At 38.6% G+C, this 16,998-nt stretch carries 7 protein-coding genes; 5 read left to right on the top strand and 2 right to left on the bottom strand.

Annotated features, from left to right (window positions below; all coding sequences use genetic code 11):
* Position 1 precedes the first annotated feature (1 nt).
* The 3 genes from ACRRSQ_RS07505 (at position 2) to ACRRSQ_RS07495 (ending at position 5,440) form a co-directional block, all read left to right on the top strand.
* A complete protein-coding gene (locus ACRRSQ_RS07505; protein ID WP_440875094.1) occupies positions 2-1,348 on the top strand; it encodes a c-type cytochrome in 1,347 nt (448 codons plus the stop codon).
* A gap of 11 nt (positions 1,349-1,359) precedes the next feature.
* Positions 1,360-2,811, top strand: coding sequence for a DUF7133 domain-containing protein (locus tag ACRRSQ_RS07500; RefSeq protein WP_440875093.1), 1,452 nt, complete (start codon positions 1,360-1,362; stop codon positions 2,809-2,811).
* A gap of 334 nt (positions 2,812-3,145) precedes the next feature.
* On the top strand, positions 3,146-5,440 hold the full coding sequence (locus ACRRSQ_RS07495) for a CRTAC1 family protein (RefSeq protein ID WP_440875092.1): 2,295 nt from the start codon (positions 3,146-3,148) through the stop codon (positions 5,438-5,440).
* 644 nt (positions 5,441-6,084) lie between these two features.
* Here the strand turns inward: ACRRSQ_RS07495 and ACRRSQ_RS07490 are convergent.
* Both ACRRSQ_RS07490 and ACRRSQ_RS07485 read right to left on the bottom strand, forming a co-directional pair.
* Positions 6,085-8,622: a hypothetical protein gene (locus ACRRSQ_RS07490; protein ID WP_440875091.1), complete on the bottom strand. Its 2,538-nt coding sequence runs from the start codon at positions 8,620-8,622 to the stop codon at positions 6,085-6,087.
* A 12-nt stretch (positions 8,623-8,634) separates the two neighbouring features.
* Positions 8,635-12,213, bottom strand: a complete 3,579-nt coding sequence (locus tag ACRRSQ_RS07485; RefSeq protein WP_440875090.1) for a TonB-dependent receptor — start codon at positions 12,211-12,213, stop codon at positions 8,635-8,637.
* A gap of 777 nt (positions 12,214-12,990) precedes the next feature.
* On the opposite strand from ACRRSQ_RS07485, the gene ACRRSQ_RS07480 reads away from it, so the two are divergent.
* On the top strand, positions 12,991-14,808 hold the full coding sequence (locus ACRRSQ_RS07480) for a sulfatase-like hydrolase/transferase (protein ID WP_440875314.1): 1,818 nt from the start codon (positions 12,991-12,993) through the stop codon (positions 14,806-14,808).
* Positions 14,809-14,971: 163 nt separating this feature from the next.
* Positions 14,972-16,894 (top strand): sulfatase-like hydrolase/transferase, encoded by a 1,923-nt coding sequence (locus ACRRSQ_RS07475; RefSeq protein WP_440875089.1) that lies wholly within the window; start codon positions 14,972-14,974, stop codon positions 16,892-16,894.
* Positions 16,895-16,998 lie beyond the last annotated feature (104 nt).

Genomic DNA, 16,998 nt, shown 5'->3' with positions numbered 1-16,998 from the left:
TATGATCAATACCATCAGATACTTATGCAAAAAGACAATGCTAAGTATGTTTGTTTTATTAGCGTCGACAAATGTTAATGCTAATTCACTCGATGATAAAATTGTCGCGCTTTCACAAGATAAAAAAACAACAACACAAGGCCAAACATTATTTAATCAAATGTGCGCCTCGTGCCATTCCAAAGATTTAAGTGGAGCATCTGGTTTTAATCTTAAAGACGGCGAATGGATACATGGAAGCCAACCTTCAAGTATTTTATCAAATATAAAAAAAGGCTTTGCAAAGGCTGGTATGCCAGGCTTTGATGCGGTTTATTCAGAAGCAGAATTACAATCCATCGTTGCATATGTGCTGTCTAAACGAGTCGGTTTTGATAAGTTAACTTATAAAATTTATCAGATGACTGATAAAAACGACAAAGTGATCAAAGCCAGTAAATTAATAAAACAAGGTAGTCTTGCCAATAATTTTGCTGATTTTCAGCTTCCTGAAATTCAAAACTATATTATTGAGTTTGAAGGTGATTTTTATACATTCAAGGATCAAGTTACCCAAATTTGGGTTCAGTGGGGCAAGCGAATAGACCTGACGGTTGAAGTTAATGGTAAACAAGTTAAGCGCGAAGGTGAGTGGGATCCCGTCTGGAAATTAGCCCGTGGAAAACAACATCTAAAATTGAGCTACCATTCGGGCAAAAATAAGCTTAATCAAAGAAACCTTCCTTTAATTGTCACCAATGATGATTTATCGATTAAGTTGTTTCCAATATCAACTCGTGCTCGAGCAATAATGGCAGAAAAAAAGGTTGAGGTGAAGGCGGTTAGCAAAACCATAGTACAACGTAAAAAGGTGATGAAGGTACCACCGTATTCTGTTTCTGTTGGTTTGCCCGCCAAAATAAATTATGCCTTTAATACGCGAACATGTGCCATTGTGGGTTTATGGCAAGGAGACCTGCTTAATGTCGGTCCAAATGTTGGTGGCAGAGGGCAAGATGGCAGTTTACCGTTAGGCGACTGGGTATTTCATTCACCTAACAGCGTTAATCATCAAGCGACCAACACTAAATGTATGTACAAAGGCTATCAAATGATTGACCAAGAGCCGGTATTTAATTATCAAATTGCAGGGGTTGAATACGCACTAACAGCGCGTGCTACTAATGATCACCGTATTGATTTTCACTACCAAATTACGTCAGCAACAAAAGCGCCATTAACAATTAACCTACCACAACGCAATAAACTGAGTTGGCTTGTATCCAAGGGTAAAATAAACGATAGCAAGGCGTTTATTACACCAGATACTCAAGGCGGCTTTACTGTTTCTGCTCAGATTAATAAATAGAAGATTTGACGATGTTAAAAATAAAATTCCCGCTTACCGCCATAGCTTTTTCGTTAGTGTCACTATGTAGTTTTGCACAAAATGCCCCTACAAAAATATACAAACCGGATGGATATAGCATAGAAACAATTGAAACCCCAAAAGATGTGCGTTTTCATATTACCGGTTTAGACAGCGCCAAAGATGGCACAGTTTATGTCGCCACGCGTTTTGGTGATGTGTGGCGTTATACCAATGAACAATGGTTTAAATTTGCCGAAGGGCTTCATGAACCAACCGGTTTATTAATAGATGACGATGGTTCGGTACTTGTTGCCCAAAAACCAGAGCTAACCCGCCTGACAGATACCAATAATGACGGTATTTCTGATAGCTACGAATATGTGGCCGGCGATTGGGAATTTCATGATAATTATCATGAATTTACTTTCGGTCCAGTAAAAGACGACAAAGGTAATCTATACGGGACCCTCAATCTAAGCCATGGTAATCCGAATGCTTTTTCACTTGGCGCGATGGGAAGTGCAGGTGGCTACCGCGGCTTTGCTTTTCAAGTTAATCAAGCGGGTGAATTTATTCCTTATGCTTGGGGTTTACGCTCTCCTGCTGGTATTGGTGCTAGCCCGCAAGGCGAAGTGTTTTTCACTGACAACCAAGGTGATTGGGTACCAACGTCTAAAATGCACTTATTACAAAAAGATAAATTTTACGGGCACCCAGTATCACTCATTGAAATTGAAGGTCACACTAAAAAAAGTATTTCGGCGCTGCCGCTAGAAACATTAGCAGCAATGAGCGAAAAACCTGTTGTTTGGATACCTCACGTAGAAGTGGCAAACTCGCCAGGTAACCCTGAGTGGGATACAACCGCTGGAAAATTTGGACCTTTTTCGGGGCAGATTTTTATTGGCGACCAAACTCAGTCAAATATCTTTCGAGTACTATTAGATAAAGTGAATGGTGTTTATCAAGGTGCAGTCATTAACTTTATGAATAACTTTCAAAGTGGCAACATTCGCGTCAATTTTGACAAGCATGGACAACTTTGGGTAGGACAAACAGCAAGAGGTTGGGGCGCAAAAGGCGGTAAGCCGTTTGGTTTACAGAAAGTTGTTTGGGATGGAAGCAATCCATTTGAACTATTAGATATTAAGCTCACTAAAAAAGGGTTTAAACTCAAATTTACCGAAAAACTAGACGTAGACAGTGTTATCGCAACACATTTTAATGCCCAAGAATGGAATTATCATTATTCCAGTAATTATGGTTCGCCAAAACATAACCAAAAGCGCTTAAAAATAAGTCAAGTGAACTTGTCACAAGACGGCTATGAAGTCGACATAGAACTACCACTGACTGCCGATAAAGTTGTGCAAATAGACTTTACTAACATAAAAGATATTAACGATCGTCAGGTAAGTGTCGGTAGCGTTTACTATACATTAAATCAACTTATTCAATAAGCATATAAACTTGATAAGGCTAGCCCTAATATGAGTACTAGCCATATAGAAACTTTGTAAAAACATATAATAAGGTTACTCACTTGCTACACGATAGCATTCAGTTGTAGCAAGTTTTAAACTCGCCAAAAGCATTAAAAATGCGTCTTTGGTGACGCTAGTTTTCATTATCTTCGGTATTGATATTCAAGTTATTTTTGATAAGGCATAAACAAAAAAATTTTCTTCTGTTATTATTGTAAACAATTAACATTATTCATAAATTTTTATTAAAAATAACTGGCTCAATATAACCGGCTGAGAAGAAATTAATTCTGAAAAGTTAAGGACTATTATGACCACCTATAGCAACAAAAGAGCACTGCAATTTTTTGCTGTTGCAACAGCAATGTATTCATTAAGTGCATGCAATAATATAACAACGCCCGATGAAAACTTGATATCGAGCTTTCAAACTCAGTCATTAAATTTTGTTGAAAAAAATATCATCATTAATAACCTGCGTGATTTCAAAGTTCCGTACACTGTTAATGGAACTTTGTTAAAAAAACTCGTCATCGAGGTAGATGTTGATAAAGGTTATGGCAGTTTAAGCTTATATGCAGACGATGAATTATTAATTGATAATATTGATGTGCCTAAAGCGGGTAAGCAAACCTTAAATGCCTTGGTAAATTTCAATAAATTGGGCCAACAAACGCTTAGATTTTCTGGCCGAAGCAATAACATTACCATAAGCGCGGTGCACTTCGAGGACGTTAATGAGCTAGTGTTACCAAACTTTAAAGATGTTTCAAAAGCAATCGGGTTAGTCACGGAAGAAACTTACAAATATGGCGGACCGTCGATTGGCGATATTGATAACGATGGCGATTATGACTTTGCTTTAAATAATCATAATCATATCCCCACGCAGTTAGTGACTAATCAGGGGAATGGCAAAGTTTCTATTAAGCGTTTATTTCCAAGTCCGCAAGACTTCCATGGTTCATCTTTTGGTGATTATGACAATGATGGTGATTTAGATTTAATGGTTGCCTTGGGCGGCGCAAATGGAACTAGCCCAACGTCATATGCACTTTTTAATAATGATAATGGTAATTATATCAATGTTTCTGCCAAGGCAGGCATTGCGACACCTGCACGCGGACGAGCACCTCGTTGGATTGATTTAGACCTAGATGGCAAATTAGATCTGGCTTTATTTAACGCTAAAACGCCAAATTACGACGGTCCACAACAAATTTTTTACCACAATAATGGCGATGGTACATTCAAGAAAATAAACATTAAAGGTGTTGAAGATTCAGCGGGTGAGCGAGTATTAATTACTGACTTTAATCATGACGGAAAAGATGACTTTGTTGTTTTCTCACCTGTGTCGTTATGGCAAAACAATGGTGATTTAACCTTTACCGATGTGTCAGAGAAATGGTTACCAAACGCAATTAAAGGAAAGAGTGCGGTGATCACTGCAACCGATGTTGATGTCAATAACGACGGTTTGTTAGATCTCTATTTTGCTCGTGGTAAAACGCATTATTTATTATCAAAAAAATCGATCGATTTTAACCCCAATAAAAAGAAACTTGATATACGAGATGATGGCGAAAAAGGCACAACTGCCATTAGTTTTCAAAGTGACGGTGCGATAAAGTTATCAGATATGGAATTAACCTACCGTCAGTATAACGGTGGCTATGCAATATTCTTAGGTAAAGATAAACAGAGAAAAATTGTTAAAGCTAAAGGTTTTCAAGTCTCACAGTTACCAGCAGAAATGAAATATGCTGACGACTACCTTGATATCGATGTTGATGATGCACTAGGCTGGCCGGAAGAACGTAAAGAAAATGGTTTGTATATCGGTTACTTAGGTAATGGACAATGGCAAGCCGAGTGGGTTAGAACACAAAACGTTTATTGGACGGTGACTTTTTCCCTTACGGGGTTAAATGATGTGAATTACGACTGGCAAGCTAATAACAGAAACGAATCTGATGTGCTTATTATTAATCAAGGCGACCATTTTGTTGATGGTTCTGCTCAGTGGAATATACCAACAGGTGGAGATCACTGGGGGGTGACTCATGGTGATTTAAACAACGATGGCCATGAAGATATGTTTGTTTATCGCTATGGTTTTCTTCGAGAAAGAATTGCCGATTTAGTGTTATTAAATAACGGTAAAGGTGCATTCGAACAGTTTACTGCTCATGGCGCGAAAGATATCAATGATCCTGGGCACGGAGATATGGGGCAAGCATTTGATTTTGACTTAGACGGTAAAATAGATTTACTCAATGGTAGTGAAGAAGAAGGCCATTGGTATTTATACCAAAATGACACTAAAGAGCTTGGCAATTATGCCTTAGTACATGTTGACTATAGCCCTAAAGATAATATCGATCCTGTTTCAGCCGTGGTTACACTAACCACAGGTTCGGGTAAACGTTACCTTAAACGCGTCGGTTCTACTGGCGAGTCGTTTTCTCAAAGTCTGATCAATATTGTGCATTTTGGCTTGGGATCAGAAGAAATCATTAAGTCGATTGATATTAAATGGCGTAATGGTGAAGTACAAAAAATAAAAGATGTACCAGTAAATAAGTTATATAAAACCCACTAAAGCACGACCAATTTCTGGTTATTCTCGTTGCTAGTGTTCTACTAGCAGCGAAAGTAACCAGCACATATTCTCTAGCCTGCCAGAACGCCCCTAATCACCTCATTGCACCCCTAGCTCATTTATATCAATTGTTCCTAGCCACGGTGACAGCCACAGTCACACTTTCAGTCTGCGATAACTTAGTGATTGAATTCATTATCACTTGTCATTACCCCGTATCGTGAATCAATTTATATTGAAACGTTAGGGTTCCTTTTTGCTGATCATGAAGACATCAGTACATTCAATTTTGCACTTGCGCGATTAACTCTTTGTAAGTGACTTAAGTTTTGCACTGAACTTCTTAAGGCATTAGTTCGATAAGCTTTATTTGGCTTGTTGATAACGCCAGAGGAGCAATTCACATAGTAGGGTGGGCAGTTAAAACAGGTAAGGATACAGCGATTGGTAATCATTAATGAATGAGCTAATTAACGAACTAATGATGAATGATTTAACAGATATTAAATAGTCAGTAGTGAATAATAAAACCACTTGGCGGGCAAAGCGATGAAAGGATGTCGACTATTTTTATAGTAGCTTTTATATAAAAAAGGCCTTGTTAATCACAAGGCCTTTTGCTGTTTAAGTTAAAATATCATTTACTACTCGGGTACTGGATAAATGCGAACATTATCAATATTAAAGGTAGTATTAGGTGGCATAGTGATATCAAGCCTTACGTCATCTGCCAGTGACCAGTCAAATTCAGTATCGCTAGCTAGTGGTTTATTATTACCAAAATAAACCGTTTCACTATCCGTTACAAAATGGAAGCGCAAATCCTGCCATTCTGTCGTCGATTTAGATAACCTGTTTTTTGGACTTGCGATGAAGTTACCTGATGTTTGGTCAACAAGCTTAAGTTCTAGTGCTTCTAAATTAGAAGTATCTGCACCGGTATTTTGAAAATCAAATTCAACAATATAACGAATACCTGACTTAAATGTACCTTGTTTAATACCATTAGGTAATAATCGAGCGCTATTCCAATTTGCACCATTGGTAAGTTCAAGGCCATATCGCGTTTGAGTGTTGCTATCATCTTGATTGGCTTCTTCGGTAACCGCAATCGTTGAATCAGCGTCAGACATCGCCCAGTTAGCAGCAGTACCGCTATTAAAGTGGCCATCATTACCTTTCACTAAGTTTCTTGCTTCAGTCGAGCGATATTTAACTAATCGAACATCATCAAATGTGATACTTTGTTTACCTGATAACTTAATTTCGATAGGTTCATCTTCTTCGAAAAAGTTATCGGGTAAAAAGTCAACGGTATGTAATGTTTGTGAATATACGCCGCGCATTGTCGAAAATACTGGGGTATAAACATTGGCATTAGTAAATGCATTTTTAATTGAAACAACGATGTTTTCCCATTTACCTACACCACCTTCTGCTACCGGGCGTGATTTACTTTGCCATGAAACATAAAAGCTATCGTCTTCCGTTATTTCATCTTGCTTAATACCATCTGCATGTAAACGAATACCCACATCATTCACTAAGGTTTCAACGCCGTAGTTACCTGTAAATGCACTGTCAGTATTAACGACAACACCCGCTGGGTCTTCAGCGTTAGTACCGTTACTTGTTTTCCAATGCTCGCCTAATACACCGTCTTCAAATGTACCATCAATAACGAGGTTTACGTCTGCACCTTTGATCGTTAGTGTGAACATGCGTTCAGCTGAAGTTAACGTGCCATCAGTGATTTTGTAAGCAAAGTTAAATTCTTCAGTTTCACCTTTTTCAATATATAAAAATGCATATGGGTCAACAACGATAGAGCCGTCTGCGGCCACTCCAATACCAAATACTTCGGCTTCAGGTGGAACCACAACATCGATAATTTCCATCGGGTCGCCATCTAAGTCTAATACCCCTTCAAGTAAATCAAATGTTGTAATATCAGCATGAGCAAAAATCTCTTTCTCTAATGGACCTTCAAATGCTGGCTCATTTTGTAAATTTGCCCCTTGAACTCTAAAGGTTGCAGTACGTTCAGTCACATTATCGGCATTATTACCATCAGTTACGGTAAAGTTATAAGTAACAATACCAACTTCACCTCTAGCTAATTGATCGGCAAATTTTGTTGGATCGAAGCTAATTTCAAAACCAATAAGTCTACCGGTGATAGGATCTTCTACTCTCATGGTATTCGTAAAAGAAACCTCGTTACCGTCGGCGTCTACCGGTTGTGTTACACCATCAAAGGTAATATTAGTAATATTAAAGTTAATATTTATGTTTTCTTGATTATATGAAGTATCGGTGTGATAAACGTAGTAGTCGTCTAAATCACCCACTTCTCTAGCAAAGGCTTCGTTTTGATAAATATCCTGGTCGTAAATGCCTTCAAGTACGTTAACGGTGACTTTTTCTGACTTTTCAGAAACATCAACTTCATGAGGTGCTAATGGTTGTGTTTCGCCATCAACCATTACAGGGCTGCCATCTGCTTCTAATTCAAGAAACTCAGGAGCGACATTTTCACCGACAATTTTTGCTAAAACATAGTGTCTAACTGAGTCGATACCGTCAGTAACATCAAAAGAAATATTTACTACAGATACTTCATCTTGATAAAGAATCGGCACAAATTCCTTAGGTGTAACGGTTAGCACCGTTTGTTTCATCTCAAATCCGTACAGAATTTCATCTGTTATTGGATAGTTTTGAGCTTTCCTAATAATCTTTCTATCTTCAAACAATAAATCAGCTTGTCCAATTTCATAACCTAAAGGCGTTAAAATTGGCTCACAAATTTCAGGGTAGTTGGCTGCAGCAACTATGGTATCGCTACAGTCAGGGCCAACCCAAACGTATTTGAAGTTTTTAATGGATAAAAGCTGTCCATCATCGGCATCGGTAAAACCTTTTAATAAATCAATATCAAAATGAACGGCGCCATTATCAAACGTATCAGACTCATTGAACGTGTATTGCGCTTGCATTACATTTTGGTCAGTCGAGATATCATAAACTTCTTGCAACGTACTGTATTCTGTTTCAAGTAATTCGGGCATCGTAAGCTGCGGGGCTTGGTTTGCTGCTTCGTCACTGTCTGAGCTGTTACAACCTGCTAACATAGTTAATAAGGTCGGTACTACCCAATGTTTTAATTTAAAATTCATCATAATTCCTTATTCTTAAAAGTTAACTCGAACGCCTAAACGGTATGTTTTGCCAGTTTTGTACTCAGCTCGAGTGCGAGAGCTATTAACACCACCCTCTAAGGCATTACCTTCGTCGAATATTTCTTCACCAATAACTATGCTGTCGCTAGTGAAGTAATCACGTACCGCTTCGTCTGTTAGGTTAATCGCTTGGAATGAAACAAGAATATTTTGCGTCGCTTTATAGTTAATAGATAAATCTAAAACACCACGACCTTCACGCCATATGTGACCGCCATCAATAAATGAACGCACTAACTCATCCGATTTACCACGATAAGCCAGTCTCACTTGGTGTCCATCTTGCTCCCAGAATACGGTTGCGTTGTAGCTATGTTTAGGTGTCCATGCGGCAGGTAACGATTTTAAAACAATAGTTTCATCAAGAGATGAAGCTTCTACTGCCGTTTCACTTTCAGAATAGGTGTAACTCATTTGAGTACCTAAACCGCCAAAAATACCCGGTAAGAAATCATAAGTTTGGTTATAACTAAGTTCGGCGCCCTTAATTGTTTGAGATGCACCATTACGACTGGTTGTTACACTGAATTTTTTACAGTAATCAATTAATTGATCACTATACCACCAGTCTTTATTAAGCGAAGCTACGTTACCACGGTCAGGGAAACATGCTCCAGCGCCTACGCCATCAATCGTTTCTTCATTGAAGTCTGCTTGCACTTGATCTGCCGATTTCAATAAGTTTGCCGCATCGAAGCCTTGCGTTGTATCAAGGTAACGTAAATCCGTTAAATAGGTCGTTAAGTTCTCTTGACCAATAAAGTTAGTCATATCCTTATGGAATAAGGTTGCGGCTAACATACCAGCTTCATTGAAATACCACTCAAAAGATACATCAAGGTTAACCGACTCTTCAGGCTCTAGCTTAGTATTAGAAAGCGTTACTGTTGAGCCTTTATTGGTGTAGTCAGCGCCCCAAATACCTTCTCTTACTTCGAAGCCTGGTTTTAACAGATCGATCGGTGGTCTCGACATCGTTTTTGATGCAGCAAAACGAGTAATGATATTCTCATTCACTTGGTAGTTAATATTTAAACTTGGTAAAAACAGCTCGTAAGAATGCTCACCTGAAGTTTGGAAGATATCTGTACTGCGGTCTTCAGCTAGTGCAGGGTCAGCGCTGTCACCCCAAATATAACGAGGCACATGGCTGGAATCTAAGTGACGGTTAACTTTCCAGTGGGCAATGTTTTCACGTTCGGTATCAGGATCATAACAAGGGTAGTTATCTCCTGCACCTTCCCACCTTACATCATCACTAAAGTCGTCTGGCGTACCGTTGTAATCCCAGCCTGTGCCGTCAATTCGGTTATGCTTACCACCTTGAGAACCACCATTTGGATAGGTTCTGTCTATATTACATGGTGACAGGTTTTCATTTCTAAGTTGTGCAAATAAAAATGGGTCATAAACACGATCAAGTGGGTCGCCGGCGAAATAATGTACACCAGAATAACCTGAGGTGCTGACATCCGTTCTTACCCAACGTAAGCCAACATCACCGGTTAAGTTATCCATAGGTTCAAAACTAAACTTCACGTAAGCCGCTTGGTTTTTAAGTTCAGCTTCTCGACTTTTAGATGGGTCTACTGTGTATCGTAAACTCTCAGTAGAGTTTGCTAATTCAAATAGTTTTTCTGCAGAAACTAGCGGCCAACCGTCAGTAACATTACTTTGCGGAATACCTAAACTAGCCATAAAATCACTATATGGAAATTCTTCATCCGACAAGTAGTTTGCTACAGGAACAGCACCAAGACTTTGACCTGGTTGAACAACACGTGTTCCGGTAATATTGCCGTCAGGATCGTAAATATCGACAATAATTGCTTTACCTGCGTTTTCAAAGTCACCTTCTTGGTCGTCTACCATTTTGGTGCGTTCAGAGTATTTCGCACCAAATTCAAACTTGGTTAGCCCATAAAAATCAAGTTCCCAATCAAAATCAATAAAAGCGGTTTTTTGTTCATCTTCAATCGCTTTATCACGAATTCTAACGTTGTTCGTTCCTTGAGCAGTAAAGTCTTCAGGGTTAAATGCGGTACTTGTTCTACCATCATACTGTTGTGTTGGGTCTTCAGCCGACACATACCCTTCAGAGCCAACAATTACACAGCTACCACTTGAGCAGTCATAACCGGCAGGTTTAATACCTGTATGCGGCGTACCATATTCACCTGCCCATTGCTTACCGTACTTACCACCGATTAAATTAACCACGTAAGTTGATTCTGGCTCTAATTCAGTTTTTGAATAGTTAACACCAACATCAAATTTAAAATCATCGGTTACGTATTGCTCAAGTGTTAAGTTAAGTACATGGTTTGTAGTACTGTCTGCGCCAGTTACACGTCCATAACCACCATCAGCAAAACGGTTCAAGCTTTTTACTAAGGTTTTGTTTTTGGTATCAATGGTCCACCAATCTTCTTGAGGATCCGAGAATGATGGCGCATAAATAACGTTTTTGTTGTTTTCAATTCGCTTCAGTTCATTGTTCGGTACACCTTCAACAAAGTTTTTAGACTCCGCAATTGATCTAACCGAAATATTATCGTTCGATGTAACGACATCTTGTTTACCATAAATGGCATCAAAACTAATGTTGGTACTGTCTGTGGGCAAAAATTGCAATGAAAGGGTTGCACCTTGACGGTCACGTTTATTCTGGAATAACGAGTATTTTAGATTACTTGCAATAAGCGCATGCGTATCAGTGACAATATTACCGTCTAAATCACGGGCTTTATCAACAGCAAACGCTTCATATTTACCAACATCTAACTGGTCTTTGCGCACTGATGATGTTTCATCATAAGCGGAAAATAATACCCCAAAGCTATCGTCTAGGAATTTGTGAGAGATTGTGCCTGAAATTTTATAATCATTTTCATCAGCAAAGTCATTGTAGCGACCTTGAACCGTAGCGGTTCTGATGTTTCTATTTACATCAAGTGGTTTAGTCGTATTCAATTGAACCGTTGCACCAAGTGAGCCTTCGTCGTGATCAGCACTTGGCGTTTTAATAACGTTAATGTGCGATAGAATATCTGATGAAAATGTACTTAAGTCGACCGATTGGTTTTCATCTGAACTTGTTAATGTAACACCGTTCATGGTGATAACGTTCTGATTTGGATTGGCGCCACGAACGGTGATTTTAGTACCTTCACCATCGGCTGATTGCACCGAAACACCTGTTACACGAGACAGTGCATCAGCAATGTTTTGATCGGTCGATTTACCAATATCTTCAGCATAAATAGAATCACTAACGTTACTTGAGAAACGTTTAGCATTCATAGATTTCATCACACTGCCACGGAAACCCGTGACTTCAATGACTTCTACTTCGTCATTTTTAGCTTTTTGTTTATCTTCATCTTTATTAATTTCTACTGCTGCAGTCGCCGCTTTTTTATTCTCAATAGTTTCGGCTTTTTCTTCAAATGCCGCAGCACTGAAGCTTACAGTAGCCATTATCGCAAGCGATAGTGTACTTAGTTTAAACCCTTGTCTTTTTATCGACATGATATGTCTCCCTCAAAGGATATGGATACAAGTAGTCGTTTAAGTTAAAGCAACTACTCGTTCCTTTGTTTTTTGTTTTTTGTATTTTGTATTTTGTATTTTGTATTTTGTATTAAGTTTTACACAACAAAACTTAATTTTAATATCCCACTAAGCACACAATGTGTCAATGTAAATTGTTAACAATAAATAGTTTATTATTGATTGTAGTTAAACATTAGTGTTTAAATATGAAATGTGTTTATTTTCATATCTTAGGGTGACGTTACAGGGGGGGTGTTTTTTTTGCTTAATATACAAGTGGTTAAGTGAAGTTGTCTTGTGGTGCAACCCTTGGCTATAGTTGTGAAACAAACTAAGTATAAGCATTTAAGGTCGACATAAATAAAAAATAAAAATTCCCTGTAAACAGGGAGGGAGTGGAAAAATCACGGAAAAATTAGAAGTTTTTACCAAAATAGAACCATTGAAAATTAATTGGCGAAGCGTGTTTATTGTACGTTTTCACAATAAGACAAGGCTAATATTTCATCAAAAAAGAAGTGGTTATTCTCCATATACGAATAAGAAGAATGAAAAAAGGATGCGTTACATAGTAACGTACAAAATATAAGTCAGCTAAACAGGCTTTTGTTTCCAATTAAAATAATACAGTTAATACGTTAGGAAGTTTTTATGTGCCACTATTTACGCAATGTTATAACGTTTGTCTTGTTGGCTATTGCACCTTTAACATTGAGCTTGGGGGCTTTAGCTGAACAAAATAAGCCTAACTTTGTGTTTCTGATCTCAGAAGATAATTCACAGCATTACCTAAAATTATATAACGCTAATGGTGCTCGAATGCCGAATATTGAAAGTTTGGCGGAACAAGGACTTATTTTTGAACACGCATATTCAAATGCGCCAGTTTGTTCGACAGCTCGCACCACTTTAGCTACCGGTATCTATGGACCCAAAATAGCGACATACTTACATCGGGCATTTAAACAAGCTCAGTTACCTGATGGATTTGTCCCTTTTAGTCAATCGTTAAAAGAGGCGGGATACTACACAAGTAATAATGCTAAAACTGATTATAATTTTGTTGGTTTAAAGCAGCGCTGGAATATGTCTTCAGCTCAAGCAACTTGGCGTGATCGCCGTCAAGGGCAACCATTTTTCCATGTGCAAACGTTCCATAAATCACATGAATATTCATTGCACTTTCCATTAGCAGACGTGTCAAATAAAGCGACTAAGCATGATGTAAACAAGATTAAGTTGGCGCCTATTTTTCCTGATACTCAATTGTTTCGTTATACCCATGCTCGGTACTTAGATAATTTACAAATGGTTGATAAGGAAATAGGCAATGTATTGAAGAAATTACAAGCTGACGGTGTGTTAGAAAATACCTTCATTTTTTACTTTGGCGATCATGGTGGTGTGTTACCGGGCAGTAAAGGTTATGTATTTGAACGCGGCTTACACGTGCCATTAGTGGTGCGAGTGCCAAAAAACTTTCAGCATTTACTCGCAGCAGATATGCAAAACCCGAGCAATACCAGAATATCAGGATTTGTCAGTTTTGTAGATTTTGCGCCAACCTTATTAACACTTGCTGGCCTACCAAGCAGCAAACACCATGACGGTTCAGCCTTTTTAGGCAAAGACATTTCACTTGCTACATTAAATCAACGACAAACGACATTTGGCCATGCCGACCGATTTGATGAAAAAAGTGACTTGGTGCGAACAATTCGCGTTGGAAACTTCAAGTATATTCGCCACTATCAACCTTATTATCACGACAGTCTATTTAACGAATATAGATATAAGCAACAAGCCTATCAACAATGGAAAAACCTATACTTGGCAGGAAAATTAACGCCAGTACAAGCGACATTCTTTCAAGCTAAATCACCAGAAGCACTTTATGATATTAGTGCCGACCCGTATGAAACCAATAACCTTGCTGGCAATCCTAAATACCAAGGGCAACTTAAAAATCTTCGTCAACAGTTACAGCAGCAATTAAAAAGTTGGCCAGATCTTGGTTTTTATCCTGAATCTGAAATTGTTGAGTCAGCACTATCAGACCCTATCGCATTCGGTAGGAAACATAAAAGTGATATTGCTAAATTAATCAGTATTGCCGATCTACAACTTATGAGTTTTGAACAAGCAAAACCAGCATTAATGGATGCGCTTAATTCAGACAATAGTTGGCAACAATATTGGGCACTAATTACGCTTAGTTACTTTAATCAGCAAGCCAGCACGGTAAAAGCCGATGTATATGCTTTATTAGCATCATCAACTAATAGTCAGGTCAAAGGCAGAGCCATAGAGTTTTTAACAATCGTCGACAATTATGATCCCGTAGCGCCAATGCGCCAAGTTATTGCCAATGCGCACAATAATATTGAGCGAGTCGCGTTATTAAATATCGCCGCTTACTTGCATGAAAAAACAGGGGCTGTTTTTCCTCGACCTAACGTGAATAGCTGGCCAACGCCGAAAAAAGGTAGCAAAAGCTATACCTCAGACCGATTACTCGATAGTTGGCTAACAGCGCGTTGGCAGTATATTAGCGATAAAAAAACTCACTAAGATTTAGCTAATTTAAGGGAATCATCGAAAAGATTTACAGGCAGTGCCGCGCAAAACTAAAAATTACAGTGTGAATGAGACGATTGGCAAAAATATGTTCAGTATTTTCATCAACAACAATAGCGTGGCTTTGCTTAACACAACACTTAATAAAGGAAGTACCATGAAAGCACAATTAGCGTTACCAATAAGTGCACTCGCTTTAGCACTTGGCATAGTCAGTTGCTCTGTACCGACAGAAACCAAGGAAAAAGAACCTATTATTAGCCAAAATCGTATTGCCAAAAATATGGCTAAACCGATTAATAACACCGCACATGTCAAGCCGCACATTTTGTGGATATTAACGGATGACCAACGCGCAGACTCTGTTGCTGTGGTAAACCAAGCACTAACAGGGCAAAAAGAAAGTGAACTAGGGTACGTTGAATCACCGCATTTAGATGCCTTAGCAGAAGAAGGCGTATTGTTTCCGCTAGCTTACAATCAATCGCCTGGCTGTTCACCTTCTCGTTATTCTATGGCAACTGGCCAATATCCGCATCGCAGCGGTCGTTATGGTTTTGAATATTCACATCGACAAAATACGCATGCGAAACAGACAATTCCCGAGATATTGCGCGCCAATGGCTATCAAACCATGCTGGCAGGAAAATTAGGTTTGCGCATTAAAAATGGTCCTAATATCAAAGGTATGCCTGTTACTTACGATCATGAAGTTGAACGCTATGCCATTGAGCGTGCAGGTTTAGGTGATTGGGGAAAAAAGACGGTTCAAGATTGGAATACCGGCAAAACAACGTCGGTCACCGAAAATTTTTATTTTCCTAATGGTGACATCAATTCTTTTGATTATTTAAAAAATGGCGAATATGTCAAAGAGCAAAATCCAATTGATGAAAAGCTTGAGATAATTCGTTCGTATACGCGTAGATCACAAAATTTAATTATGGCGGGTGAAAGCCCTATGCCTGAAGATAAGACACTAGACGGTCAAATTTTAGCTGCTTATCAAAATTATCTAGGTCATCAAAATAAAACGTATACTTCTATGCTAGGTGACAAAATCCAAGGACCTGTTGACAATAAACCTGTGATGGTTAGCTTAAGTTTTCATTTTCCTCATACCCCTGTATTGCCGCCAAAGTCATACCAAGACCGATTCGAAAAAATTCCTTATAAGATCCCTGAATTTAGCCAATCTGAAGTTGCAAAATTACCTGCGCAATTGAAAAAACTCTATAACGCGATGAAAATTGACGGTTTAAGCAAAGAAGAAAAATTAAGAACGATTCAAGACTATTATGCCTTTACCGCTTATGGCGATTCACTTATCGGTAAAGCCATTGACGATTTTAAAGCATACAGTAAAAAAACTAATCGACCTTATTTAATTATTGCAACGGTGGGTGATCATGGCTGGCATCTAGGTGAACAAGGCATAGAAGCTAAATTTGCACCTTGGAATAAATCAGGTCATGGTGCCATGATAGTTGTTGACTCATCAGGCGAGTATTTCCCTAAAAATACCATTCATCGAGAATTGGTTGAATACGTTGATATCGCACCAACAATCTATGCAGCAGCCGGTGTTGATATGAACGATAAGCAGCACTTAGATGGTTTTGATTTAGCACAAGTGATCCGCAAAGATGCATTGAAACGAGATTATGTTTTAGGCGAAATGAATCAAATTATCGGAGATCGCGTCTATTTGCGCTCTAAAGACTATGGATTTTCAATGAAAATACGCCCTAAAAATGATAAGCCGGGTATTAGTCATAAACCAGGTGAAGACATTATGTGGGCGGTAAACGCGTCAGACAAAGCGGTTGAGCTTGCGCTATACGATATGAAATGCGATCCAAACGAACGTAATAATGTCGCCTATGCGCCTGCTTATAAAGCAATCACTCAAGCGCTGAGACGCAAAGCTCAGAATATTTTTCTAGGTGACGGGCGATTAGAAGTTGACTGGAAACAAGTCAATGTTGACCACGTTAGTAATTTTGCTGCTGGCGCTCATAACGGTAAATTAACAGAGCTTGAAAATTTGCCTAAACCAGCATGTAGTTCGTTTTTTTAACGAACTCACTTTTGAATATTTATCGCGATATATAACGAAAAGCCAAGTGAATGTTATTTAAGCTAAGTTTGTTGCGTTAAAACGCTATATTTAACACTGGATAC

It is taken from the genome of Thalassotalea sp. PLHSN55 (assembly GCF_052030545.1).
Lineage (GTDB): Bacteria > Pseudomonadota > Gammaproteobacteria > Enterobacterales > Alteromonadaceae > CANMXU01.
This window is presented reverse-complemented; position numbering and strand designations above follow the sequence as displayed.

Excerpts from the sequence above, each read along its gene's own strand:
- ACRRSQ_RS07505 (WP_440875094.1), top strand. The coding sequence starts at position 2 with ATGATCAATACCATCAGATACTTATGCAAAAAGACAATGCTAAGTATG.
- ACRRSQ_RS07500 (WP_440875093.1), top strand. The coding sequence starts at position 1,360 with ATGTTAAAAATAAAATTCCCGCTTACCGCCATAGCTTTTTCGTTAGTG.
- ACRRSQ_RS07495 (WP_440875092.1), top strand. The coding sequence starts at position 3,146 with ATGACCACCTATAGCAACAAAAGAGCACTGCAATTTTTTGCTGTTGCA.
- ACRRSQ_RS07490 (WP_440875091.1), bottom strand. The coding sequence starts at position 8,622 with ATGATGAATTTTAAATTAAAACATTGGGTAGTACCGACCTTATTAACT.
- ACRRSQ_RS07485 (WP_440875090.1), bottom strand. The coding sequence starts at position 12,213 with ATGTCGATAAAAAGACAAGGGTTTAAACTAAGTACACTATCGCTTGCG.
- ACRRSQ_RS07475 (WP_440875089.1), top strand. The coding sequence starts at position 14,972 with ATGAAAGCACAATTAGCGTTACCAATAAGTGCACTCGCTTTAGCACTT.